The sequence below is a fragment of the Lutimaribacter degradans genome (assembly GCF_023703375.1).
Taxonomy (GTDB): domain Bacteria; phylum Pseudomonadota; class Alphaproteobacteria; order Rhodobacterales; family Rhodobacteraceae; genus Lutimaribacter; species Lutimaribacter degradans.
Map to the genome: position 1 here is coordinate 53,470 of NZ_JAMQGO010000009.1, position 20,919 is coordinate 74,388.

General features: G+C 64.0%; 27 protein-coding genes. 20 read left to right on the forward strand and 7 right to left on the reverse strand.

The window, feature by feature from the left end; genetic code table 11:
- Window positions 1–105: 105 nt before the first annotated feature.
- Both M8744_RS13135 and M8744_RS13140 read right to left on the reverse strand, forming a co-directional pair.
- Entirely contained in the window at window positions 106–861 is a 756-nt protein-coding gene (locus tag M8744_RS13135; protein ID WP_251418463.1) for a F0F1 ATP synthase subunit A, read from the reverse strand.
- Window positions 862–863: 2 nt separating this feature from the next.
- Window positions 864–1,196 (reverse strand): AtpZ/AtpI family protein, encoded by a 333-nt coding sequence (locus M8744_RS13140; protein ID WP_251418465.1) that lies wholly within the window; start codon window positions 1,194–1,196, stop codon window positions 864–866.
- 233 nt (window positions 1,197–1,429) lie between these two features.
- Here M8744_RS13140 and M8744_RS13145 point away from each other — a divergent pair, with 233 nt between their 5' ends.
- A complete protein-coding gene (locus M8744_RS13145) occupies window positions 1,430–1,759 on the forward strand; it encodes an ArsR/SmtB family transcription factor (protein WP_251418480.1) in 330 nt (109 codons plus the stop codon).
- 4 nt (window positions 1,760–1,763) lie between these two features.
- Here M8744_RS13145 and M8744_RS13150 read toward each other — a convergent pair whose 3' ends face one another.
- Together M8744_RS13150 and M8744_RS13155 are read right to left on the reverse strand one after the other, a co-directional pair.
- Window positions 1,764–2,696, reverse strand: coding sequence for a DMT family transporter (locus tag M8744_RS13150; protein ID WP_251418482.1), 933 nt, complete (start codon window positions 2,694–2,696; stop codon window positions 1,764–1,766).
- The gene (locus tag M8744_RS13155; RefSeq protein ID WP_251418484.1) at window positions 2,693–3,586 is read right to left on the reverse strand and encodes a LysR family transcriptional regulator; all 894 of its coding nucleotides are present in this window, start codon (window positions 3,584–3,586) and stop codon (window positions 2,693–2,695) included. The genes M8744_RS13150 and M8744_RS13155 overlap by 4 nt, the downstream gene beginning before the upstream one ends.
- Before the next feature lie 407 nt (window positions 3,587–3,993).
- Between M8744_RS13155 and ffh the strand changes: the two genes are divergently transcribed.
- From ffh to M8744_RS13215, 12 genes are all read left to right on the forward strand, one after another.
- Window positions 3,994–5,484: a signal recognition particle protein gene (gene ffh / locus M8744_RS13160; RefSeq protein WP_251418495.1), complete on the forward strand. Its 1,491-nt coding sequence runs from the start codon at window positions 3,994–3,996 to the stop codon at window positions 5,482–5,484.
- A 4-nt stretch (window positions 5,485–5,488) separates the two neighbouring features.
- Entirely contained in the window at window positions 5,489–6,043 is a 555-nt protein-coding gene (locus M8744_RS13165; protein ID WP_251418510.1) for a GNAT family N-acetyltransferase, read from the forward strand.
- Window positions 6,040–6,564 carry a GNAT family N-acetyltransferase gene (locus M8744_RS13170; protein WP_251418511.1) on the forward strand — a complete coding sequence of 175 codons (525 nt, stop codon included), beginning with the start codon at window positions 6,040–6,042 and terminating at the stop codon, window positions 6,562–6,564. The genes M8744_RS13165 and M8744_RS13170 overlap by 4 nt, the downstream gene beginning before the upstream one ends.
- A 3-nt stretch (window positions 6,565–6,567) precedes the next feature.
- On the forward strand, window positions 6,568–7,173 hold the full coding sequence (locus M8744_RS13175) for a GNAT family N-acetyltransferase (RefSeq protein WP_251418512.1): 606 nt from the start codon (window positions 6,568–6,570) through the stop codon (window positions 7,171–7,173).
- Complete coding sequence (locus M8744_RS13180) at window positions 7,166–7,465, forward strand: chorismate mutase (RefSeq protein ID WP_251418514.1); 300 nt, start codon at window positions 7,166–7,168, stop codon at window positions 7,463–7,465. The genes M8744_RS13175 and M8744_RS13180 overlap by 8 nt, the downstream gene beginning before the upstream one ends.
- A gap of 48 nt (window positions 7,466–7,513) precedes the next feature.
- Window positions 7,514–7,894, forward strand: a complete 381-nt coding sequence (gene rpsP, locus M8744_RS13185) for a 30S ribosomal protein S16 (RefSeq protein ID WP_251418516.1) — start codon at window positions 7,514–7,516, stop codon at window positions 7,892–7,894.
- A gap of 124 nt (window positions 7,895–8,018) precedes the next feature.
- Window positions 8,019–8,522: a ribosome maturation factor RimM gene (rimM, locus tag M8744_RS13190; RefSeq protein ID WP_251418518.1), complete on the forward strand. Its 504-nt coding sequence runs from the start codon at window positions 8,019–8,021 to the stop codon at window positions 8,520–8,522.
- Between the two features lie 4 nt (window positions 8,523–8,526).
- Window positions 8,527–9,321 carry a hypothetical protein gene (locus M8744_RS13195; RefSeq protein ID WP_251418520.1) on the forward strand — a complete coding sequence of 265 codons (795 nt, stop codon included), beginning with the start codon at window positions 8,527–8,529 and terminating at the stop codon, window positions 9,319–9,321.
- Between the two features lie 52 nt (window positions 9,322–9,373).
- Window positions 9,374–10,165, forward strand: coding sequence for a tRNA (guanosine(37)-N1)-methyltransferase TrmD (gene trmD / locus M8744_RS13200; RefSeq protein WP_251418522.1), 792 nt, complete (start codon window positions 9,374–9,376; stop codon window positions 10,163–10,165).
- Between the two features lie 338 nt (window positions 10,166–10,503).
- Complete coding sequence (rplS, locus tag M8744_RS13205; protein WP_251418524.1) at window positions 10,504–10,887, forward strand: 50S ribosomal protein L19; 384 nt, start codon at window positions 10,504–10,506, stop codon at window positions 10,885–10,887.
- Window positions 10,888–10,898: 11 nt separating this feature from the next.
- Window positions 10,899–11,120, forward strand: a complete 222-nt coding sequence (rpmE, locus tag M8744_RS13210) for a 50S ribosomal protein L31 (protein ID WP_251418526.1) — start codon at window positions 10,899–10,901, stop codon at window positions 11,118–11,120.
- A 229-nt stretch (window positions 11,121–11,349) separates the two neighbouring features.
- Window positions 11,350–12,159: a division plane positioning ATPase MipZ gene (locus M8744_RS13215; protein WP_251418528.1), complete on the forward strand. Its 810-nt coding sequence runs from the start codon at window positions 11,350–11,352 to the stop codon at window positions 12,157–12,159.
- Window positions 12,160–12,212: 53 nt separating this feature from the next.
- On the opposite strand, the gene M8744_RS13220 is transcribed toward M8744_RS13215, so the two are convergent.
- Window positions 12,213–13,073 (reverse strand): DMT family transporter, encoded by an 861-nt coding sequence (locus M8744_RS13220; protein ID WP_251418530.1) that lies wholly within the window; start codon window positions 13,071–13,073, stop codon window positions 12,213–12,215.
- 43 nt (window positions 13,074–13,116) lie between these two features.
- Entirely contained in the window at window positions 13,117–13,551 is a 435-nt protein-coding gene (locus tag M8744_RS13225) for a MarR family winged helix-turn-helix transcriptional regulator (RefSeq protein ID WP_251418532.1), read from the reverse strand.
- A 165-nt stretch (window positions 13,552–13,716) separates the two neighbouring features.
- Here M8744_RS13225 and hmgA point away from each other — a divergent pair, with 165 nt between their 5' ends.
- The 6 genes from hmgA to M8744_RS13255 all read left to right on the forward strand — a co-directional run bounded on the left by hmgA (window position 13,717) and on the right by M8744_RS13255 (window position 18,548).
- Window positions 13,717–15,072: a homogentisate 1,2-dioxygenase gene (gene hmgA / locus M8744_RS13230; RefSeq protein ID WP_251418534.1), complete on the forward strand. Its 1,356-nt coding sequence runs from the start codon at window positions 13,717–13,719 to the stop codon at window positions 15,070–15,072.
- Window positions 15,069–15,227 (forward strand): hypothetical protein, encoded by a 159-nt coding sequence (locus M8744_RS13235; RefSeq protein ID WP_251418536.1) that lies wholly within the window; start codon window positions 15,069–15,071, stop codon window positions 15,225–15,227. The genes hmgA and M8744_RS13235 overlap by 4 nt, the downstream gene beginning before the upstream one ends.
- 21 nt (window positions 15,228–15,248) lie before the next feature.
- A complete protein-coding gene (gene maiA / locus M8744_RS13240) occupies window positions 15,249–15,887 on the forward strand; it encodes a maleylacetoacetate isomerase (RefSeq protein ID WP_251418539.1) in 639 nt (212 codons plus the stop codon).
- Window positions 15,888–15,938: 51 nt separating this feature from the next.
- Window positions 15,939–17,195, forward strand: coding sequence for a fumarylacetoacetase (gene fahA / locus M8744_RS13245; protein ID WP_251418541.1), 1,257 nt, complete (start codon window positions 15,939–15,941; stop codon window positions 17,193–17,195).
- A 124-nt stretch (window positions 17,196–17,319) separates the two neighbouring features.
- A complete protein-coding gene (locus M8744_RS13250) occupies window positions 17,320–18,270 on the forward strand; it encodes an MBL fold metallo-hydrolase (protein ID WP_251418543.1) in 951 nt (316 codons plus the stop codon).
- Between the two features lie 77 nt (window positions 18,271–18,347).
- Entirely contained in the window at window positions 18,348–18,548 is a 201-nt protein-coding gene (locus M8744_RS13255) for a hypothetical protein (RefSeq protein ID WP_251418545.1), read from the forward strand.
- Window positions 18,549–18,575: 27 nt separating this feature from the next.
- Here M8744_RS13255 and M8744_RS13260 read toward each other — a convergent pair whose 3' ends face one another.
- Window positions 18,576–19,142: an HdeD family acid-resistance protein gene (locus M8744_RS13260; RefSeq protein WP_251418547.1), complete on the reverse strand. Its 567-nt coding sequence runs from the start codon at window positions 19,140–19,142 to the stop codon at window positions 18,576–18,578.
- 159 nt (window positions 19,143–19,301) lie between these two features.
- Between M8744_RS13260 and M8744_RS13265 the strand changes: the two genes are divergently transcribed.
- Window positions 19,302–20,915, forward strand: coding sequence for an FAD-dependent oxidoreductase (locus M8744_RS13265; RefSeq protein ID WP_251418549.1), 1,614 nt, complete (start codon window positions 19,302–19,304; stop codon window positions 20,913–20,915).
- Window positions 20,916–20,919 lie beyond the last annotated feature (4 nt).

The following is a 20,919-nucleotide window of genomic DNA, read 5'->3' on the forward strand; positions in this document are numbered from 1 at the left end:
GTATCTCCTTACGATTGGAAGTTGGAATTCAGTGTTTCTCGTGGGGAAAGCGCAGGATGCGCTCCCCCGTCTGCGTAAGGTGGGCAGTGCTGCCCACCATGCTCCTTAGTGCGACGGGTGCAATGCATCCTTCAGATACACGCAGGTCAGGATGGTAAAGACATAGGCCTGGATAAAGGACACCAGCACCTCGAGCCCGTACATCGCGGTAATGGCCACGACTGAAACCGGGCTGACCACGGCGATTGCGGCGAACCCCGCGAATACCTTGATCACCGCGTGCCCCGCCATGACGTTGCCTGCCAAACGAATGGAGTGGCTGACCGGGCGCACGAAGTAGGAAATGATCTCGATGATGGCCAGGATCGGGCGCAGCGCCAGCGGCGCCGAGCTGACCCAGAACAGCCCCAGAAACTTGGCGCCGTTCTTGACAAAGCCCACGATGGTGACGGTGACAAAGACCAGCAGAGCCAGCACCACCGTCACGGCGAAATGCGACGTGGTTGTAAATGCCATCGGGACGAGGCCCAGGAAGTTCGCGAAGACGATGAACATGAACAGCGTCATGATGTAGGGGAAGAATGCCAGCGCATCCTTGCCCGCCACGTCTTCAACCATCTTGTAGATGAACCCGTAGGCCAGTTCGGCCACCGATTGCGTGCGCGACGGGATGACCGCGCGGCGCGACGTGCCCAAGATCATCAGGGCGGCCACTGCGGCAATCGCCAGCGCCATCCAAAGCGTCACGTTGGTGATGGTGAAAAGGCCGACCGGCCCGTCGCCAAACAGCGGCTTGACGATGAACTGATCCATCGGGTGGAAAACCAGACCGCCCTCTTCGGCACCTTTTTCCGTCGCCATGTTCAACCCTCTTTGTCGTTCTCGGCCCGGTTGGCCGCGATTTCCTTTGCCTGGAACTCTCCTGCCGAGCGGATCATCGTCTTGATCCCGGCGGCAAGCCCCAGAAATGTAAACACCACCATCAGGAACGGCAGAGTGCCAAACACGCTGTCCAGTCCGTACCCGATGCCGAAACCGATCCCCAGACCGGCCACCATCTCGATCACCATCCGCCAGGCAAGCTGCGCCTGGGAATAATGCTCTTCCATGTGGTCCTTGGGCTGATGGGCCGCTTTCGCGGCTTCAATCTTTGCCTCAAGCTCGGCCAGACGGCGCTGCTTTTCGGGATCGTCCACGCCAAGAACCCCCATGGGTTTGCTTGGCGCTTTGCTACGGCGCGGCACCCGATGAGTCAAGCGCCCGTTCGCAACCGGCGAAAACACGGCAACCTGTTGATTTAATTTCATTTATGGGAAAACGCTCAAACGCCAAACCTGCCCGCGTGCCACTTGTTTGCGCCAACAGGGGCGGAAACCCATATTCAACCAAATGGTTGACGATCATCCACCCCCGCGCGATAGCAACAGGCATGACACAAGACCTCGACGCAATCTTCGCCGCCCTGGCCGACCCGACGCGGCGTGCGATCCTGTCGATGCTGCTCGAGGATGACATGGCCGTCACCGATGTGGCCGATCCCTTCGAGATGAGCCTGACCGGCATTTCCAAGCACCTGACCATCCTCACCCGCGCCGGGTTGATCACACAGGAAAAGCGCGGTCGCGTGAAATGGTGCAAGCTGGAACCCGATGCCCTTCGCGAGGCCTCCGTATGGATGCAGGGCTTTGGCCAATTCGAAGCGATCAACCTTGACGCGTTCGAGGCATTCCTGGCGCGCGAATTCGGCGCCGATACCTGAAAATCTATACTGGCCCGCCCTGAGCGGTGCCTTGCGCCGCGCCGGCAGCCTTGCGCGCCTCGTCGTCGCGCAACAGCAAAAGCAGCGCCAGCACGCTCAACCCGACACCGCCCAGCAAGATCGTGGGTGGCGTGCCATGGCCCAGCATGAATTCCCACACCACGACCCAGGTCGGCGTCAGGTAGGTATAAGCCATCACCTTGGCCGAGGGCAGCCGCAGCGTGGCGTATTGCAGCAATACGAATGTCGCCGAGGAGGCAAAGATCGCCAGGTAAGCCAGCGCCACCCAGACCAGCCCCGGCAGCGCGGCCCAGTCGGTGGCCACGATGTCTTGCCAGCCCCACGCACCCACCAGCAAACCGCCCGCCAGCAACATGCCAAAGGTGAACACGACGGCAGGTTCGCCCCGGTTCAATACCCGTACCAGCGGGGTGTAGACCGCGTGCGCCACGCAACCCACGAAATAGATCGCCTCACCCCGGCCAATCTGAAATTGCGCCAACAGGCCCAGATCGGCGCGAAAGATGACCCAAAGCGCCCCGACCGCCCCGATGGCCAGCGCCAACGCCATGCGCGGCGTGGTGACCTGCCGCAGCAACACCCAACCCGCCACAGCCGACACGATGGGTGTCAGCGTGAAGACGGCCGAGGCCGAAACCGCCGGCGCGGTTTTCAGCCCCTCGAACATCAACACGAAATAGGCGCCGAAAATTCCTCCAAGCACCAGGTAGCGCCACGGTGCGCGAAAGGCGCTGCGGGGCAGGCCATGGGTGGCCAGCGCCACGCTGCCCACGATGACCGCCGCCAGCGCGAACCGCAACGCGTTCAACGCGCTTGGCGCGATGTCGTTGGCCACCAGAACGCCAAGCGAGAAAGACCCCGCCACCAGCGCCGAGAACAAAAGCATTGCCAGGTGGCCGCGTGCGACCTCGCTCATGCCGTGGGGCCTTCGCTATCCCAGTCCTTGGCGCGATCCTTGAGAAAGGTCAAAAGTCCTTGCACCTTGGCGGTACGATGAAGATCGACATGGGTGACGAGCCACATTTGTACCGCCCACATCTTTTGCGGCGGCATCACCTCAAGAAGGTCTTCATGGCGCGCGGCCTCCCACAGGGGAAGGAAACCGATGCCCGCCCCCTCCAGCAAGGCCAGTTCCAGCGCGCGGCTTTCGCTGCTGCGAAACCGAATGGCATCTTCATTGACACGGTCGCGCAGCCAGCGATTGAACGGCGCGCGCATCGACGGGTCATCGGGCGCGACAAAGGCGTGGCCGGCAAAATCCTCGGGCCCCTCGGGCAGGCCATGCGCATCGGCATAGGCCCGCGCGGCATAAAGCCCGTGCATCTGGGTGAAAAAGGGCTGAACCACATTGTCGGGTTCTTCCGGTGTGGCACCGGCACGGATGGCCACGTGGGCCTCGCCGTATTCCAGGCGGAACAATCGTTCGCCCGTCAGGTAACGCAGCACCAGTTCGGGATTGTCACGCTGGAAATCCGTCAGCGCCGGAGCCAACAGCGGCGCCAGCCCGGCAAGCGATGTCAGCACCAGTTCACCCCGCATGTCATTGCCGCCACCTTTCAACCGGCCCGCCAATTGCTGAAATTGCTCATCGGTGGTTTGCGCCACCCGCAACAGGTCTTGCCCGGCCTCGGTCGGGGTATAGCCGCGCGCATGGCGCTGGAACAGCTTGACGCCCAGCCGCCCCTCGAGCGCGTCAATATGGCGGATCACGGTGGCGTGGTGCACGCCCAGAACCTCGGCCGCGCCACTGACAGTGCCCAGGCGCGCCACCTGGAACGCGGTGCGAATTTCGTCCCAGTTATCCATCTCTTCCCCATGCTGCCATTCGTGCCACCCGACTATGCGCCGCGGCGACGGGAATGACCAGACCAGCCCGGCAACGGGCCCGGCCCTGCGCAAAGCCCTGCCGCCCCGGCCCGCGCACGCACCAAACCCGCCGGGCACAACAGCGGTATTCGGAACCATGCACACACCACTGTTGTACATGGGCGCAGGCGCGCATGGCTTGACTCGGGTCGCCGCGCGGCATATGCCCCTGATCGATATCCCGGAAGGCTCTGTTCTTCCGGTCCTTGGCCGCAGGCAAGGATCGCCCCCCGTCAGCGCGTTGCGCCCACGGGGGCAATTCTGGTTTGGACGGCCGGGGTTTCGAAACAAAACGCGCGCCCCCATCTGGGCAGGCAAGAATTAGGCCACGCAAAGGAGCCTGCGGCATGTTTGAAAATCTGTCCGAACGCCTTTCCGGCGTATTCGACCGCCTGACGAAACAGGGTGCGCTGTCCGAAGATGACGTGAAAACCGCCCTGCGCGAGGTGCGCGTGGCCTTGCTCGAGGCCGACGTATCGCTGCCCGTCGCGCGCGAATTCATCAAGACCGTGCAGGACAAGGCCACCGGCCAGGCGGTTACGAAATCGGTCACGCCGGGCCAGCAAGTCGTCAAGATCGTGCATGACGCGCTGATCGACACGCTGACCGGCGACGAAGACCCCGGCAAGCTGAAAATCGACAACCCGCCCGCGCCTGTGCTGATGGTGGGCCTGCAGGGCGGCGGCAAGACCACGACCACCGCCAAGCTGGCCAAGCGCCTGAAAGAGAAAGAGGGCAAGCGCGTGCTGATGGCCTCGCTTGACGTCTACCGACCTGCCGCGATGGATCAGCTGGCCGTGCTGGGTGCGCAGATCGGCGTCGATACCCTGCCGATCGTGCCGGGGCAAAAACCCGTCGACATCGCCAGGCGTGCCAAGCAGCAGGCAACGATGGGCGGTTACGATGTCTACATGCTGGACACTGCCGGCCGCCTGCAGATCGACGAAGTCTTGATGCAAGAGGTCGAGGATGTGCGCGATGTCGTACACCCGCGCGAAACCCTGCTGGTGGTCGACGGCCTGACCGGCCAGGTTGCCGTCGAAGTGGCCGAGGAATTCGACGCCAAGATCGGCATTTCCGGCGTGGTCCTCACGCGGATGGATGGCGACGGGCGCGGCGGTGCCGCCCTGTCGATGCGCGCGGTCACGGGCAAGCCCATCCGCTTTGTCGGCCTGGGCGAAAAGATGGACGCGCTCGAAACGTTCGAGCCCGAGCGCATCGCCGGCCGCATCCTCGGCATGGGCGACATCGTCAGCCTTGTCGAGAAAGCGCAGGAAACCATCGAGGCTGAACAGGCCGAGCGCATGATGCGTCGCTTCAAGAAGGGTCAGTTCAACATGAACGACCTGAAGATGCAGCTTGAACAGATGCAGAAGATGGGCGGCATGGAATCGATCATGGGCATGATGCCCGGCATGGGCAAGATGGCCAAGCAGGTGCAAGAGGCCGGATTCGACGACAAGGTGATCCGCCAGCAGGTGGCCCTGATCAACTCGATGACCAAGAAGGAACGCGCCAACCCCCAGATCCTGCAGGCCAGCCGCAAGAAACGCATCGCCAAGGGTGCCGGCATGGAGGTGTCCGACCTCAACAAGCTGCTGAAGATGCAGCGCCAGATGTCGGACATGATGAAAAAGATGGGCAAGATGGGCAAGGGCGGCGCGCTCAAGCAGGCCATGAAGGGTATGTTCGGCAAGGGCGGCATGCCCGACATGAACGACCCCAAGGCGATGGAAGAAGCCGCGAAGGCGATGGGTGGCAAGATGCCCGGCGGGCTTGGCGGCCCCGGGGGCATGCAACTGCCCGGCGGGCTCAGCGGCCTGGGCAAGAAGAAGTAAGCCAATGCCCCTGACCAACGCCCCCACACTGGAAACCGCGAACCTGATCCTGCGCAGCCACGAGGCGCGGGATATCGAGCCGATGATCGCCTTTCTGACCGATCAGGAACGCGCGGCCGGGTTCGGCGCCTATGACAACCGCCACGACGCGTGGCGCTGGGTCGCGCTGTCGGTCGGGCACTGGCACATTCACGGCTACGGCTACTTCACCATCGAAGACAAGGCATCGGGCCAGCCTGCCGGGTTTACCGGCATCTGGAACCCCGATGGCTGGCCCGAGCCGGAAATCGGCTGGGTCGTGTTCGACGGGTTCGAAGGCCGCGGCGTGGCGTTCGAGGCCGCCGCCCGCGCCCGCGACTGGGCCTATAGCGACTTGGGCTTCACCACGCTGACCTCGAACATCGTGCCGGGCAATACCCGCTCGGTCCAGTTGGCCGAACGGCTGGGCGCGTGGTTCGAACGCCAATACCAGAACGCCTACATGGGCACCGAAATGCTTTACCGCCATCCAGGGCCTGACATGCTCGACTCCGACGGCGGAATCGAGGCTTACACATGACGCGGATCACCGTTGATATCCCGGTGATCGAAACCGACCGGCTGATCCTGCGCGCCATGCAGGAGACCGACCTGGACGTGATCGCCGATTTCTTTGCAGATGACCGCAGCAGCTTTGTCGGCGGTCCCAAGTCGCGGGCCGACAGCTGGCGCACCATCGCGGGGGCCCTGGGGCACTGGATGCTGCGCGGCTACGGCATGTGGCTGGCGGCCGAGCGGGCCACCGATCGGCCCGTCGGCGGCGTCGGCTTCCTGTTTCCCGAAGGCTGGGACGAACCCGAACTGGGCTGGCATCTCTATAACGGGCACGAGGGCAAGGGCTACGCCTACGAGGCCGCAATTGCCGCCCGCACCCACGGGGCCAGGCATTTCGGGCTGGATGGCGTAATCAGCTACATAGCACCGGACAACACCCGTTCGGCGGCGCTGGCCCGACGCATGGGGGCCACGCTGGAACGGCAGGGCACCCTTCTGGGGCATGCGGTCGATGTCTACCGCCACCCCACGCAGGAGGCCGCGTAAACCATGGCCACCCGCATGATCCCCACGCTGGAAACCAGGCGCCTTGTCCTGCGCGGCCCCGAGCCGCAGGATTACCCCGATTTCAAGGCGACGTTTTCCAGTTATCGCTCGCGCTTCATGGGCGGGCCGCTCGATGCCTACGAGGCATGGATGCTCTACGCCGCCGAGATCGGGCACTGGCAGATCCGCGGCTACGGCATGTGGATGATCCATGACCGCGGCACCGAAAAGACGCTGGGCATGGCTGGCGGCTGGTTCCCGGCAAAATGGCCCGAGCCCGAGATTGCCTGGATCATCTGGCCCGACGTGGCCGGGCACGGATACGCGCTTGAGGCCACGCACCGCGTGCGCCGCTATCTCTACAACGATCTGGGCTGGCAAACGGCGGTCAGCTATATCGACCCCAAGAACCTCGACTCGATCCGCTTGGCCGAACGGCTGGGCGCGGTGAAAGAGCCCGATGCCCCCTCGATCGACGGCAATGACGCGGTCTACCGCCACCCCGCGCCCGGCGCGCTGGACGGCAGCCAGTTGGCCCACGGGATAGAGATGGAGATCGCCAATTACGCCGATCCGCTGTTCAAGCCGAAAGGGTTTGCCATTGACTGACGATACCACGCAGCGCGCCGCCGCGCTCCTGAAGGAGCACCGCGCCAGCATCGACCGGCTGGACGCGATCCTGGTCTATACCTTGGGTGAGCGGTTCAAGCACACCCAGGCGGTGGGCAAGCTCAAGGCCGAACACGACCTTCCCCCGTCCGATCCCACGCGCGAGGCCGCGCAGATCGAACGGCTCGAAGACCTGGCGCGCCGGGCCGATCTCGACCCGGAATTCGCCAAGAAGTTCCTGAACTTCATCATCGCTGAAGTCATTCAGCACCACAAGAAGCACCAATCGTAGGGCGGGGTTCACCCCGCCTGCCCCCAGCCATTCAAAGGAGAAATCACAATGGCAATGAAAATCCGTCTGGCCCGTGGTGGCTCGAAGAAACGTCCCTTCTACCGCATCGTGGCCGCTGACAGCCGCATGCCCCGCGATGGCCGGTTCATCGAGAAACTGGGCACCTACAACCCGCTGCTGCCCAAAGACAGCGAAGACCGTGTGAAGATGGACCTGGAGCGCGTGCAATACTGGCTGGGCCAAGGCGCCACGCCGACCGATCGCATCAGCCGCATGCTCGAAGCCGCCGGTGTTCTGGACAAGAAAGAACGCAGCAACCCCAACAAGGCAAAGCCGGGTCAGAAAGCCCAGGATCGCGCCGAGCAAAAGGCCGCCAAGGCAGCAGAAGCCGCCGAAGCGCCCGCAGAAGAAGCCACAGCCGAGGAATAATCCCGGCTTTCGGCATACAGGCGGCGCCCGCGTTCAACGGGCGCCGCCTGCCCCGATCCCCTTGCTTTCACGGCACGGATCGGTGTTATTTCTAGCATGAACCCCTCTGTCCGAAGGAGGCAGGATGTCCGAACGGATCTGCGTCGGTGCCATCGGGGGCGCTTTCGGCGTCAAGGGCGAAGTGCGGCTTAAAAGCTTCACCTCGGTGCCTGAGGACATTGCCCATTACGCCCCCCTCGAAACCGAGGACGGCGCGATGGAATTCGACGTGACGCTCGACCGTCCCATAAAGAACGGGCTGGCGGTGCACCTGTCGGGCATTGCCACCAAGGAACAGGCCGACGCGCTGCGCGGTGTGCGGCTTTACGTGCCGCGCGACCGCCTTCCCAGCCTGCCGGATGACGAATTCTACCATGCCGACCTGATTGACCTGCCGGTCTTTGACACGGGCGGCACGCAACTGGGTAGCGTTAAGGCGGTGCATGATCACGGGGCCGGCGATTTGCTGGAAATCCAGGGCCCGGGGCTGAAATCCACCGTCCTTCTGCCCTTCACGCGCGAGGCGGTGCCCACCGTCGATCTCGAGGCCGGGCGCATCGTCGCGGACCCGCCCGAAGGGCTGTTCTGACCATATGCGCATGGTCGTGCATGCCGGGTTCCACAAGACCGGAACCACCAGCATCCAGCACATGTTGCGCCGCAACGGCCGCAAGATCGCCCGCTATTACCGCGTCTTGACCCGCCGCCAGATGCTCGCCACATGCGAGGCCGCGCGCGCTTTTTCGCTTGGGCAATCCACGGCCGATCTTGGGTTGTTCACCTTCGAACTGGCCCAGCTGTTCGAAACACTCGATCCCGCCGACCCCCGCCCCGTCCTGATCAGCGCCGAGGATCTTTCGGGCCACATGCCGGGGCGTTTTGGCCTGACGGGCTATGACGCCGCGCCCCGACTGATGGCCACGCTGGAAGAGGTGGCCCAAGCCTGCCTGCCCGGGCTGGACTTGCACCTGGTCTTCACCACCCGTGCCGCCGCGCCGTGGCTGCGCAGCACTTATGCCCAGCACGTGCGCGCCATCCGCTTTACCGAGGCGCACGATACCTACCTGGCGCGCATGGCCGAGCATGCCGACCTCTCGGCCTGGGCCGCGCGCATCGACGCGGCCACAAGTGCCCCCGTAACGATCGCGCCGCTCGAAACCCACGGCGCCGGGCGGCTCGGCCCGCTAACCGCGCTGCTTGACGTGGCGGGCGCCCCGGCCGCGCTGCGCGACCGCCTTACCCCGCTGCCCCCCGCCAACCCATCCTTCCCCGATCACGTGATCGCGGAAATGCTGGCGCTCAACCGGTCGGACATGGACCATGACGACTGGGTGGCGGCCAAGAAACAACTGATGGAGGCGTGGCGCGCTCAAATCGCCGCCCCTTGACCGGCGCGCCGGGGCTGGCGCCGCGCCCGCGTTTCGGCGTATATCGCGTGCCATGACGCAGACACCCAAATCGCATGGTCGCAAATCCATTACCGCCTCGCCGAAACCGCGGGGCCTGCTGGACGAAACACGCCTTGCCCGCGCCTGGACGGCACAGGTGATCACGCTCTTTCCCGGCGTCTTTCCGGGCGTTCTGGGCGAAAGCCTGACCGGCAAGGCGCTGCGCGACGGAATCTGGCAGCTTGAAACGATAAACCTGCGCGATTTCGGCGAAGGCAAGCACCGCAACGTCGATGACACGCCGGCCGGTGGCGGCGCGGGCATGGTGTTGCGCGCCGATGTCATGGGCCGCGCGCTTGACCATGCACTGGGGCGGGCGCCCGGTCCGCTCGTCTATCTCAGCCCGCGCGGCAAGCGGTTCGACCAGCAGATGGCGCGTGACTGGGCCGCCCTGCCCGGCGTCACGCTGATCTGTGGCCGCTTCGAGGGGCTCGATCAACGCGTGCTTGATCATTACCGCATCGCCGAGGTCAGCCTTGGCGATTTCGTCATGACAGGCGGCGAAATCGCCGCGCAGGCGATGCTGGACGCCACCGTGCGCCTGCTGCCCGGCGTGCTGGGCAATGCCGACAGCACCGCCGAGGAAAGCCATTCGGCCGGGCTGCTGGAACATCCGCAATACACCCGCCCGGCCGAATGGAAAGGCCACAAGATCCCCGATGTGCTGATGTCGGGCCATCACGGCGAAATCGAGAAATGGCGCCGCCACCAGGCCGAAGAGCTTACACGCAAACGCCGCCCCGACCTGTGGAAAGCCAACACCGCGCCGCACAAGGGCGACTGACCCCTTCATCCGGCCCAAACGCCCGCCATCGGACCCGGGCCGCCGCGGGCGCAAGGCTGCCGATCCTGCACGCCCCGCAGCGCCCGCAGGCCTTGCCAGCGAAGGCCAAAGCCCCTATACACCGCGCGTCCGCGACTCGTTTCGGGTCGACGGGCCCTTTTGCGTTTTGCGGCGGGTGATGTCTTCGTTACCCAAGGCCCCGCGCGACTGGCGACTGACAAAGCAATGATGACCTGAACTCTGGCGGGCGGCATGACCGGACCCGGAAGAAGACCAAGAGCTCTGAGGCGCAAGACACCTTTGCGGGAAAAACCGCAAGCAAATCAGGAGACGGTCAGATGGATCTGATCAAGCAACTCGAGGCCGAACAGATTGCCTCGTTGGGGAAAACCATCCCCGATTTCAAGGCCGGCGATACCATTCGCGTCGGCTACAAGGTGACCGAAGGCACCCGCACCCGTGTTCAGAACTACGAGGGTGTTTGCATCAGCCGCAAGAACGGCCATGGCATCGACGCCTCGTTCACCGTGCGCAAGATTTCCTTTGGCGAAGGCGTGGAACGTGTGTTCCCGCTCTACTCCACCAATATCGAATCGATCGAGGTGGTGCGCCGTGGTCGCGTCCGCCGCGCCAAGCTGTATTACCTGCGTTCGCGCCGCGGCAAGTCGGCCCGTATCGCAGAGGTCTCCAACTACAAGCCGAAATCCGGCGCCGAAGCATAAGGACGCACGAGATGAAAAAAGACACTCATCCCGACTATCATTTCATCGACGTCAAGATGACCGATGGAACCATGATCAAGATGCGCTCGACCTGGGGCGCTGAAGGCGACACCCTCTCGCTCGACATCGACCCGACGGTGCACCCGGCCTGGACGGGCGGCTCCTCGCGCCTGATGGATGCCGGCGGCCGCGTCTCGAAGTTCAAGAACAAGTACGCCGGCCTGGGCTTCTGATCCCACGCGCCAGCGCGATAACACCGTGAAACGCCGCCCTCCGGGGCGGCGTTTTTCGTTGCACGGGCACAGTTCGCTGACCCGGCGCGCCACATCCCCCTTCCATATTTCTGCAACAGATGCGAAAGCATCGCCCGGCGGGGAAGTTCCACGCTTTGCAATTTTCCGCTTACACCATATCGTGTTGAGAAATTGCAGCGCGCGACAAGATAAAGGGGCAAAAGCAGCCATGGCGCATATCATCGTGGTCGGCAACGAAAAGGGCGGCGCGGGAAAATCCACCGTGTCGATGCATGTGGCAACCGCCTTGGCGCGTATGGGCCACAAGGTTGGTGCGCTCGACCTGGACTTGCGGCAGAAAAGCTTTGGCCGCTACGCGCAGAACCGGCAGAACTATTGCCAGAAACATGGGCTCGATCTGCCCTCGTCCAGCTATCATGAATTGCCCGAACTCGACCAGGACACGCTGAAACCTGGCGAAAACCCTTATGACCAGCGCCTTTCGGCCGCCGTGGCCCAGTTGGAGCGCGACAGCGATTTCATCCTGATCGATTGCCCCGGCTCGCACACCCGGCTCAGCCAGGTGGCGCACAGCCTGGCCGACACGCTGATCACGCCGCTCAACGACAGTTTCATTGATTTCGACCTGCTGGCCCGCATCGACAGCGACGGGCAAAAGATTCTCGGCCCCTCGGTCTATTCCGAGATGGTCTGGAACGCGCGCCAGTTGCGCGCGCAGGCGGGGCTGAAACCCATTGACTGGGTGGTCTTGCGCAACCGCGTTGGCGCCCAGCAGATGGTCAACAAGGAAAAGATGGGCCGCGCGCTCGACAACCTGGCGAAACGCATCGGGTTTCGCGTCGCGCCGGGCTTCAACGAGCGGGTGATCTTCCGCGAGCTTTTCCCTCGCGGCCTGACCCTGCTGGACCTGCGCGATATCGGGGTAAAACAGCTCAACATCTCGAACCTGGCGGCACGGCAGGAGTTGCGCGACCTGATGAAGGCACTGGACCTGCCCGGCGTTTCGGTGGATTTCTGAAACCGGCCTGCTCCGGGGGCGTCGCCCCCGACGCACACCATCCAAAAAAACGGTCAGGCGCGGCGGCGTGACAGCGCCACGGCGTTCGAAACAGCCAGCGCGCCAATGACCACGGCCCCACCCAGCAGCGCGTAAGCACCCGGATCTTCGCCCACCACCGCCCAGGCCAGAAGCGGCGCCAGCACCGATTCCAGCAAGATGAGCAACCCCACCTCGGCAGAGGGGATATAGCGAGGCCCCAGCGCCAACCCGATCGAGCTGCCGGCGATGAAAACGCCGTGGAAGATCGCGAAATGCCATTGCCCGTCGGGAATGCTGAGGGGCGCGATAAAGGGCCACAGCAGCAGGCTGCCTCCGATATAGCCCACCGGCACCATGGCCACCATCGACACGCTGCGCACCTTGCGCGCCGCTGTCAGACCCGCGGCGAACAGCGCGGCCACCCCCAGCGCGGTCAGGTCGCCCGTCCAATGCGCGCCCTCGGTCTCGCCCGAGCCGTAGGCAAGCAGGCTCAATCCAACGGCGACGGCAAGCATGGTCAACACCATCCGGCGCGAGATGCTTTCGCCCAGGAAAATGCGTGAATAGATCGCGGCGAATACCGGCATCGCCGCAAGGGTGAACACCACGTTGGCCACCGAGGTCAGGCTGATCGCCAGCGGAAACATGATCCCGGCACATCCCACGGCCACGGCATAGATCACGCCGTAGATGCCGGTGCCGGGCAACGCCCGGTAGGGCCGTGTGCCCTGCCAGACGAGCACGCCAACCACAAGCAGTACCCCCGCAATCATGTTGCGCCAGAAGGCGATCACCAGGGCATCGGCTTCGATAAGCCGCACGAAAAGGGAATCAGGCACAACCATCAGAACGCCCAGCGCGGTAATGGTCAGCCCCTTGAGTTGATCCGACATGCGCGCATCTGGCGTCGGGGCGCCTTGAAAGTAAAGCCGGTATTTACCGATCCTGCGCCAGTTTACGCAGGGCCTGCCGCAGCACCGCGTTTTCCCGCGCGGTCAGCTTGTCTGACAGCCCCGCATCGTATCGCATGGCGATCTCGCGCAGGTCGCGATAGGCCGCCCGGCCCTGGCTTGTCAGGTCAAGCCACTCCAGCCGCCGATCATCGTCATCGGGGCGCCGCGTCAGGAAGCGCCGGTCGGCCAGTTTCTGCACCGCGCGGCTTATCTTGGTCTTGTGCATCTTCGAGCGTTGCCCGATCTCGCGGGCGGTCATGCGCCCGTAGATGCCCAGGTGGAACAGAACCCGCCATTCCGTGCGCAACATCCCGTACCTGTCCTTGTAGACCTGTTGAAACGCCAGGCTGCTGGCCTCGGCCGCCTGGTTCAGAAGGTAGGGCAGGAAATCCTGCAGGTCGAAATCATCGCTTTCCATCCAGGCAGTTTCAGCCACAACCGTTTCATCTGCAACCACGATTCGTCCGACGCGCGCCCGAACAGGTTTCGTGCTAGACTGCGCGCAACCGATCACATCATGCGGAGAGGCGTTGTTAGTTACAAAATCAACCGTTAACTCCGCAACAAAACAGGAGGATGCGCAATGAATCAGCAGACCAAATCGCACGGACTGGTGCAGGCGCCAACGCCGGTGGGCACCACGCCCGGTTACATGCCCGGCTTTGCCAATGACTTTGAAACCGAGGCCCTGCCCGGCGCCCTGCCGCAGGGCATGAACAGCCCGCAGAAATGCAATTACGGCCTTTACGGCGAACAATTGTCGGGCACGGCCTTTACCGCCAACCCCCCCGAGCGGACATGGACCTATCGCATCCGGCCCAGTGTGAAACACTCGGCGCGGTACACGAAGATCGACCTGCCGTACTGGAAATCGGCCCCTCACGTCGACCCGGACGTGATCAGCCTTGGCCAATACCGGTGGGATCCGGTGCCCCATACCGACGAGGGGCTGACCTGGCTGACGGGTATGCGCACGATGACAACGGCCGGCGACGTGAACACGCAGGTCGGCATGGCCAGCCATATCTACCTGGTCACCGAGTCGATGAAGGACGCTTATTTCTACTCGGCCGATTCCGAGCTTCTGGTCGTGCCGCAGGAGGGGCGCCTGCGCTTTGCCACCGAGTTGGGCATCATCGACCTCGAGCCGAAGGAAATCGCCATCATCCCACGCGGCCTTGTCTACCGGGTCGAGGTTCTGGATGGTCCGGCGCGGGGTTTCGTCTGCGAGAATTACGGCCAGAAATTCGAGCTTCCGGGCCGTGGCCCGATCGGGGCCAACGCACTGGCCAACCCGCGCGATTTCAAGGCCCCCGTCGCGGCCTTCGAGGATCGCGAGGTTCCATCAAAGCTCACTATCAAGTGGTGTGGCCAGTTCCACGAAACGGAAATCGGGCAAAGCCCGCTCGACGTGGTGGCCTGGCACGGCAATTACGCGCCCTACAAATACGACCTGAGCACCTACTGCCCGGTCGGCGCGATCCTGTTTGACCACCCCGATCCCAGCATCTTTACCGTGCTCACCGCCCCCTCGGGCCATCCGGGCACGGCGAACATCGACTTCGTGCTGTTCCGCGAACGCTGGATGGTGGCCGAGGACACGTTCCGCCCGCCCTGGTATCACAAGAACATCATGTCCGAGCTGATGGGCAACATCTATGGCCAGTACGACGCCAAGCCGCAGGGCTTTGTTCCCGGCGGGATGAGCCTGCACAACATGATGCTGCCGCACGGACCCGACAAGAACGCTTTCGAAGGCGCATCGAACGCCGATCTCGGCCCCGAGAAGCTGGACAACACGATGTCGTTCATGTTCGAAACCCGCTTCCCGCAGCACCTGACCGGCTTCGCCGCGAACGAGGCGCCCCTGCAAGACGACTACATTGATTGCTGGGACAGCCTCGAAAAGAAATTTGACGGCACGCCGGGCAAGAAGTGAACGAAAGCGCCATCGTCATAGTGGCCCTTGCAGTGGTCGTCGTGGCCATCGCCGCGAAAAACCGCAAGGGCCGGATGCACCGCGGCGACGGGCGAACCATTGGCCATCATCGTCACGGTGATGGCCCGGCCGGGCCGGATGCCGGTGACGACTAGGCACATTCCCGGGGAGGGGACATGAAACTTTACAGCTATTGGCGCTCGACCACGTCGGTGCGCGTGCGCATCGCGCTCAACCTCAAGGGCGTGGATTACGAGCTGGAAACCATCGACCTGACAAAGGGCGAACAACGGGCCGAAGGCTATGCCGCGCTGAATCCGGCAAAGGGTGTGCCGACGCTCGTACTGGACGACGGCACCGCCCTGACGCAATCCATGGCGATCCTCGATTACATCGACACGGCCTGGCCCGAGCCGCCGCTTTACCCCGCCGACCCGAGGGAACGTGCGCTGGTCGATGCCGCGGCACACGCGATCGCGCTCGACATTCACCCGGTCAACAACCTGAAGGTCCTGGGCTATCTCAAGTCCAGGCTGGGTCACGGCCAGGACGAAACACTTGACTGGATGCGCCATTGGATGCACGAGGGTTTCACAGCCTTCCAGCAAATGATACGCCCCGACACGCCATTCTGCTTCGGCGATCAGATCGGCATGGCCGACCTGTGCCTCGTGGGCCAGATGGTCAATGCCCGCCGCTGGGGGCTCGACCTTGCGCCATTCGCGCGCCTTGTCGAGATCGACGCCCGCGCCCGCGAAATCGACGCGGTGCAGCGCGGCATGCCCGAAAACCAGCCAGACGCACAACCGACGTAGGGCGGGCAATTCTGCCCACCCACGCGAAACGACAAACGAACAGGACACAACATGCCATTGATGAAAAGCTGGGTCGAAACGGCCAACGCGCCCGACCACCCCTTTCCGCTGAACAACCTGCCATATGGCGTCTTTTCCGTGGGCGATGCCGACCCGCGCTGCGGCGTCGCCATCGGCGACATGATCCTCGATTGCCGTGCCGCCGAAGAAGACGGGCTGATCGACATGGGCACCGGCCCCTTGTTCGACGTGCCCTTCTGGAACGAGGTGATGGAAGAAGGCCCCGAGGTCTGGGCCGGTCTGCGCAACCGCTTGACCGAGCTTCTGGCCGAAGGCGCCGCCGAAAAGGACCAGGTCGAACCGATGCTGGTGCCTGCGAAAGACGCGGTGATGCACCTGCCCTTCCTGGTCGCCGAGTTCACCGATTTCTACGCCGGCAAGCACCACGCGATGAACGTGGGCACCATGTTCCGCGGCGCCGAGAACGCGCTGCCGCCCAACTGGCTGCATATTCCCATCGGCTATAACGGCCGCGCCTCTTCGGTGGTGGTCTCGGGCACGCCCGTGCGCCGCCCCTGGGGCCAGCTGAAATCGCCCGAGCATGACACGCCCGCCTTTCTGCCCTGCCGTCGGTTCGACCTGGAGCTGGAAATGGGCGCCATCGTGGGAATGGGCAGCGAAGGGCCGGTAACGGTTGACGAGGCCGACGAGATTATCTTTGGCTACGTGCTGCTGAACGACTGGTCGGCCCGCGACATCCAGGCATGGGAATACCAGCCCCTTGGCCCGTTCCAGGCCAAGGCCACGGCCACCACGCTCAGCCCCTGGATCGTGACGAAGGCGGCGCTTGAACCCTTCCGCACCGATTGCCCTCCCCGCGAGGTCGAGCTTCTGCCCCACCTCAAGGATACCGGCCCGATGCTCTATGACATCGACCTGTGGGTCAGCCTGGCACCGGATGAAAAACCCGCAACTGTGATCGCGCGCACAAATTACAACGAGATGTATTACAGCTCGGCCCAGCAATTAGCGCATCACACCACCGCAGGCTCCCCGATGAACCCCGGCGATCTTCTGGGCTCGGGCACCGTGTCGGGGCCGGAAAAGGAAAACCGCGGCTCGCTGCTGGAACTCAGCTGGGGCGGCAAGGAACCCGTGGCGCTCGATACCGGCGACACCCGCACCTTCCTCGAAGATGGCGACACGCTCACCCTGCACGGCGCGGCGCGCGGCGATGGCTACACCATCGGCTTCGGCGATTGCGTGGGCCAGGTGCTGCCAGCGCTGGAAAACCCCTACGAAAGATAACCGCGCGGCGGGCCAGGCCCCGCCCTACTCCACACCCGCGGGCCGGGCTTCGGCCAGGCCCCGCCCCCACACCACACCCGTAGGCCGGGCTTCAGCCCGGCACCGCTGAAAAAGGAAAGTACCAATGGCAAAAGCCTTCGCATCCCAGGGCGACATGACCGAAAAGAACATCTCCTTCACCGAAGTCGGCGAGGGCCTGTGGGCCTTCACCGCCGAGGGCGACCCGAACTCGGGCGTCATCATCGGCGATGACAGCGTGATGATCATCGAGGCCCAAGCCACCCCGCGCCTGGCCAACAAGGTCATCGAAAAGGTGCGCGAAATCACCGACAAACCCATCAGCCACCTTGTGCTGACCCATTACCACGCCGTGCGCGTGCTGGGCGCCAGCGCCTATGGCGCCCCTCAAATCATCATGTCCGACGCCGCGCGCGCCATGGTCGTGGAACGCGGCCAGGAAGATTGGGATAGCGAATTCCAACGCTTCCCGCGCCTATTCGAAGGCCACGAAAGCATTCCCGGCCTGACCTGGCCCACCACCACCTTCAACGATTCCATGACCGTCTATCTCGGCAACCGCCGGGTGGACCTGATGCACCTGGGCCGGGCGCACACGGCGGGCGATATCGTGATCCACGTGCCGGACCAGAACGTGATGTTCACCGGCGATATCGTCGAATACCACTCGGCCTGCTATTGCGGCGACGGGCATTTCGCAGACTGGGGCGATACGCTCGACGCGATCAAGTGGTTCGATGTCGATGCCATCGCACCGGGGCGTGGCGACGCGTTGGTGGGCCGCGAGATGGTCAATGCCGCGATCGAGAACACCCGCGATTTCGTCGAAAGCACCTTCAAGCCGGTGGCCCGCGTCGCCGCGCGTGGTGGCAGCCTGAAAGAAGCATGGGATGCCTGCCGCGCCGAATGCGACCCCAAGTTCGCCGATTACGCGATCTACGAACATTGTCTGCCGTTCAACGTCGCCCGTGCCTATGACGAGGCGCGCGGGCTTGACACCCCCCGCATCTGGACGGCCGAGCGCGACCTGGAAATGTGGGACGCCCTCCAAGGCTGACCGCCCAACATTCCCTGCGGGCCCCCTGACCACGACGGGCCCGCAGGGCAAGACCCGCCCGGATCAAGAGAAGACACATGCCTGACTACGGCCCCACACGCGGAGAGTTGAAATTCCGCCTCGGCTTTTCCGCGGCGGGGCTGATCCTGCTGGCGGCCGCGCTGGCCCTGCATGGCGTCAAGGGGCTCGCATGGCTTGAAATCGCGCTGATCGCGGGCGGATTTTTCGGCGGCAGCTTTTGTTGGTCCGCCCTGAAACTTTGGCGTGGCGAGGGCTGACATGACGACCCACGCCCATATCACCCGTCACTGGCGGCGCCGCGCGCGCAGCGCCATGGCCAGGGCAACCAGGCCGGATGTGACCAGGTCAACGGCCAGGAACAGGCCCAGCAGCGCCAACGCCGATTGCGGCAGACTGACGAAAATCAGCACCGCCAGCGCCACCGACACCACGCCCGACGCCATCATCCAGCCCCAGCCGCCACGCGGGCGCACATCCCACGCGATCAACATGCGCAAAGCGCCCATCAGCGCGAACAGCACGCCCACCGCGAATGTCAGCGACACGAGGCCCGCCAACGGGTTGGCCAGCAAGGCCACGGCCAGCACGACCAGCGCCAGGCCCAGCGCGCCACCCAGCAGCCGGTTGCCACCGTCGCGGCCCGTCATCACCACCCATAGCTGCCAGGCCCCTGCCGCCAGGAAGGTGGCGCCGGCAATCGCCTCGACCGTCAAGGACGCCAGGAACGGGTTCAGGAAAGCCAGTACCCCGCCCAGGATCAGCATCACGGCCAGCGCCATCATCCAGCGCCAATCGATCATCTCGGGCCAGTCCGGCAAGGTCTCGTCGGCATGTTCGGTCAGTTTCACCATTGCGTTCTCCAATCGGTTTTTCCGTTGCCAGACGCATCGGCCGCGCGTCCGGCCTTGTGGCGCACATAAGGCCCGGAACCGGACAATTCAAACACCGCCATCCCGCGACGGGGCCATGCCACGGCCCGCCCCGGCGCCGCGCTTCACCGGAGGAGAGTCATGAACAAGATCTTCGAAATCCCCCTTTACCCCTATACCCGCAGCCCCGACCAGGACGCCCAAACCCCGGCCCGCCGCAAGGTCGTGATCGTGGGCGCGGGCCCCGTGGGCCTGGCCGCCGCCATCGACCTGGCCCGGCAGGGGGTCGAGGCCATCGTGCTCGATGACAATGACAAGGTCAGCTTTGGCAGCCGCGCGATCTGTTTCGCCAAGCGCACGCTGGAAATCACCGACCGGCTGGGCTGCGGGCAAGAGATGGTCGACAAGGGCGTGATCTGGAACCTGGGCAAGGTCTTTTTCGGCGACCGCAAGGTGTATGAGTTCAACCTGCTGCCCGAAGAGGGCCACCAACGCCCGGCCTTCATCAACCTGCAACAGTATTATTTCGAGGAATACCTGGTCAAACGCGCCCGTGAGGTCGAGGCCGAGGGCGCCCCGATCGAGCTGCGCGGCCAGAACAAGGTTCTGCAAGTCACCGACCGCGGTGACCATACCGAGCTGCTGATCGATACCCCCGAAGGGCAATACACGCTCGAAGCCGACTGGCTGATCGCCTGCGACGGCGCGGGCAGCCCGATCCGGTCCATGATGGGGCTCGATTTCGTGGGCCGCGTGTTCGAAGACAACTTCCTGATCGCCGACGTGGTGATGGATGCCGATTTCCCCACCGAACGCTGGTTCTGGTTCGACCCGCCTTTCAACAAGGGCCAGTCGGCGCTTTTGCACAAGCAGCCCGATGGCGTCTGGCGGATCGACCTGCAACTGGGCTGGGATATCGACAAGGAAGAAGAGAAAAAGCCGGAAAACATCGTCCCCCGCCTCAAGGCGATGCTGGGCGAGGATGTCCAGTTCGACTTGGAATGGGTCAGCATCTACACCTTCCAATGCCGCCGGATGGAGAAATTCCGCCATGGCCGCGTGATCTTTGCCGGCGACAGCGCCCACCAGGTCAGCCCCTTTGGCGCGCGCGGGGCCAATTCGGGCCTGCAAGACAGCGACAACCTCGTGTGGAAACTGAAGATGGTGATCGACGGCACCGCCCCCGATACGCTGCTGGACAGCTACGATACCGAGCGTATTCACGGCGCCGACGAGAACATCCTGAATTCCTCGCGCTCGACCGATTTCATCACGCCGAAATCGGAAACCAGCCGCATTTTCCGCGACGCGGTGCTGGACCTGTCCGAGAAATACGAGTTCGCCCGCCCGCTGGTGAACTCGGGGCGCCTGTCGATGCCCTGCGCCTATGACGGCTCGCCGCTCAACACGCCCGACGCGTTGCCCGATGGCCCCGCGCGCACCCGCCCCGGCGCGCCCTGCCCCGACGCACCGCTGGGCAACCGGTTCCTGCTGGATGATCTGGGCGACCGCTTCACCCTGCTGACCCTCGACGCCGAGGCGCCCGACACATTCGAGGAAAGCGGCATAGCCGTCACACGGCGGGCGCTGTCGGTCGCCGACGACCCCACCGGCGCGCTGACCGCACGCTACCTGGGCGGCGCGCCTGCGGCGGTCTACCTCATCCGCCCCGATCAGCACGTGGCCGCCCGTTGGCCCGCCTTCGACGAAACCGCCGTCCGCGCCGCCATCCGCCGCGCCACCGGACAGGAGTGAATGC

What these genes read in the sequence shown, in the direction of transcription:
- M8744_RS13135 (WP_251418463.1), bottom strand. Translation starts at nt 861, where the DNA reads ATGGCGACGGAAAAAGGTGCCGAAGAGGGCGGTCTGGTTTTCCACCCG.
- M8744_RS13145 (WP_251418480.1), top strand. Translation starts at nt 1,430, where the DNA reads ATGACACAAGACCTCGACGCAATCTTCGCCGCCCTGGCCGACCCGACG.
- M8744_RS13150 (WP_251418482.1), bottom strand. Translation starts at nt 2,696, where the DNA reads ATGAGCGAGGTCGCACGCGGCCACCTGGCAATGCTTTTGTTCTCGGCG.
- M8744_RS13155 (WP_251418484.1), bottom strand. Translation starts at nt 3,586, where the DNA reads ATGGATAACTGGGACGAAATTCGCACCGCGTTCCAGGTGGCGCGCCTG.
- ffh (WP_251418495.1), top strand. Translation starts at nt 3,994, where the DNA reads ATGTTTGAAAATCTGTCCGAACGCCTTTCCGGCGTATTCGACCGCCTG.
- M8744_RS13165 (WP_251418510.1), top strand. Translation starts at nt 5,489, where the DNA reads ATGCCCCTGACCAACGCCCCCACACTGGAAACCGCGAACCTGATCCTG.
- M8744_RS13170 (WP_251418511.1), top strand. Translation starts at nt 6,040, where the DNA reads ATGACGCGGATCACCGTTGATATCCCGGTGATCGAAACCGACCGGCTG.
- M8744_RS13175 (WP_251418512.1), top strand. Translation starts at nt 6,568, where the DNA reads ATGGCCACCCGCATGATCCCCACGCTGGAAACCAGGCGCCTTGTCCTG.
- rpsP (WP_251418516.1), top strand. Translation starts at nt 7,514, where the DNA reads ATGGCAATGAAAATCCGTCTGGCCCGTGGTGGCTCGAAGAAACGTCCC.
- rimM (WP_251418518.1), top strand. Translation starts at nt 8,019, where the DNA reads ATGTCCGAACGGATCTGCGTCGGTGCCATCGGGGGCGCTTTCGGCGTC.
- M8744_RS13195 (WP_251418520.1), top strand. Translation starts at nt 8,527, where the DNA reads ATGCGCATGGTCGTGCATGCCGGGTTCCACAAGACCGGAACCACCAGC.
- trmD (WP_251418522.1), top strand. Translation starts at nt 9,374, where the DNA reads ATGACGCAGACACCCAAATCGCATGGTCGCAAATCCATTACCGCCTCG.
- rplS (WP_251418524.1), top strand. Translation starts at nt 10,504, where the DNA reads ATGGATCTGATCAAGCAACTCGAGGCCGAACAGATTGCCTCGTTGGGG.
- rpmE (WP_251418526.1), top strand. Translation starts at nt 10,899, where the DNA reads ATGAAAAAAGACACTCATCCCGACTATCATTTCATCGACGTCAAGATG.
- M8744_RS13215 (WP_251418528.1), top strand. Translation starts at nt 11,350, where the DNA reads ATGGCGCATATCATCGTGGTCGGCAACGAAAAGGGCGGCGCGGGAAAA.
- M8744_RS13220 (WP_251418530.1), bottom strand. Translation starts at nt 13,073, where the DNA reads ATGTCGGATCAACTCAAGGGGCTGACCATTACCGCGCTGGGCGTTCTG.
- M8744_RS13225 (WP_251418532.1), bottom strand. Translation starts at nt 13,551, where the DNA reads ATGGAAAGCGATGATTTCGACCTGCAGGATTTCCTGCCCTACCTTCTG.
- hmgA (WP_251418534.1), top strand. Translation starts at nt 13,717, where the DNA reads ATGAATCAGCAGACCAAATCGCACGGACTGGTGCAGGCGCCAACGCCG.
- maiA (WP_251418539.1), top strand. Translation starts at nt 15,249, where the DNA reads ATGAAACTTTACAGCTATTGGCGCTCGACCACGTCGGTGCGCGTGCGC.
- fahA (WP_251418541.1), top strand. Translation starts at nt 15,939, where the DNA reads ATGCCATTGATGAAAAGCTGGGTCGAAACGGCCAACGCGCCCGACCAC.
- M8744_RS13250 (WP_251418543.1), top strand. Translation starts at nt 17,320, where the DNA reads ATGGCAAAAGCCTTCGCATCCCAGGGCGACATGACCGAAAAGAACATC.
- M8744_RS13255 (WP_251418545.1), top strand. Translation starts at nt 18,348, where the DNA reads ATGCCTGACTACGGCCCCACACGCGGAGAGTTGAAATTCCGCCTCGGC.
- M8744_RS13260 (WP_251418547.1), bottom strand. Translation starts at nt 19,142, where the DNA reads ATGGTGAAACTGACCGAACATGCCGACGAGACCTTGCCGGACTGGCCC.
- M8744_RS13265 (WP_251418549.1), top strand. Translation starts at nt 19,302, where the DNA reads ATGAACAAGATCTTCGAAATCCCCCTTTACCCCTATACCCGCAGCCCC.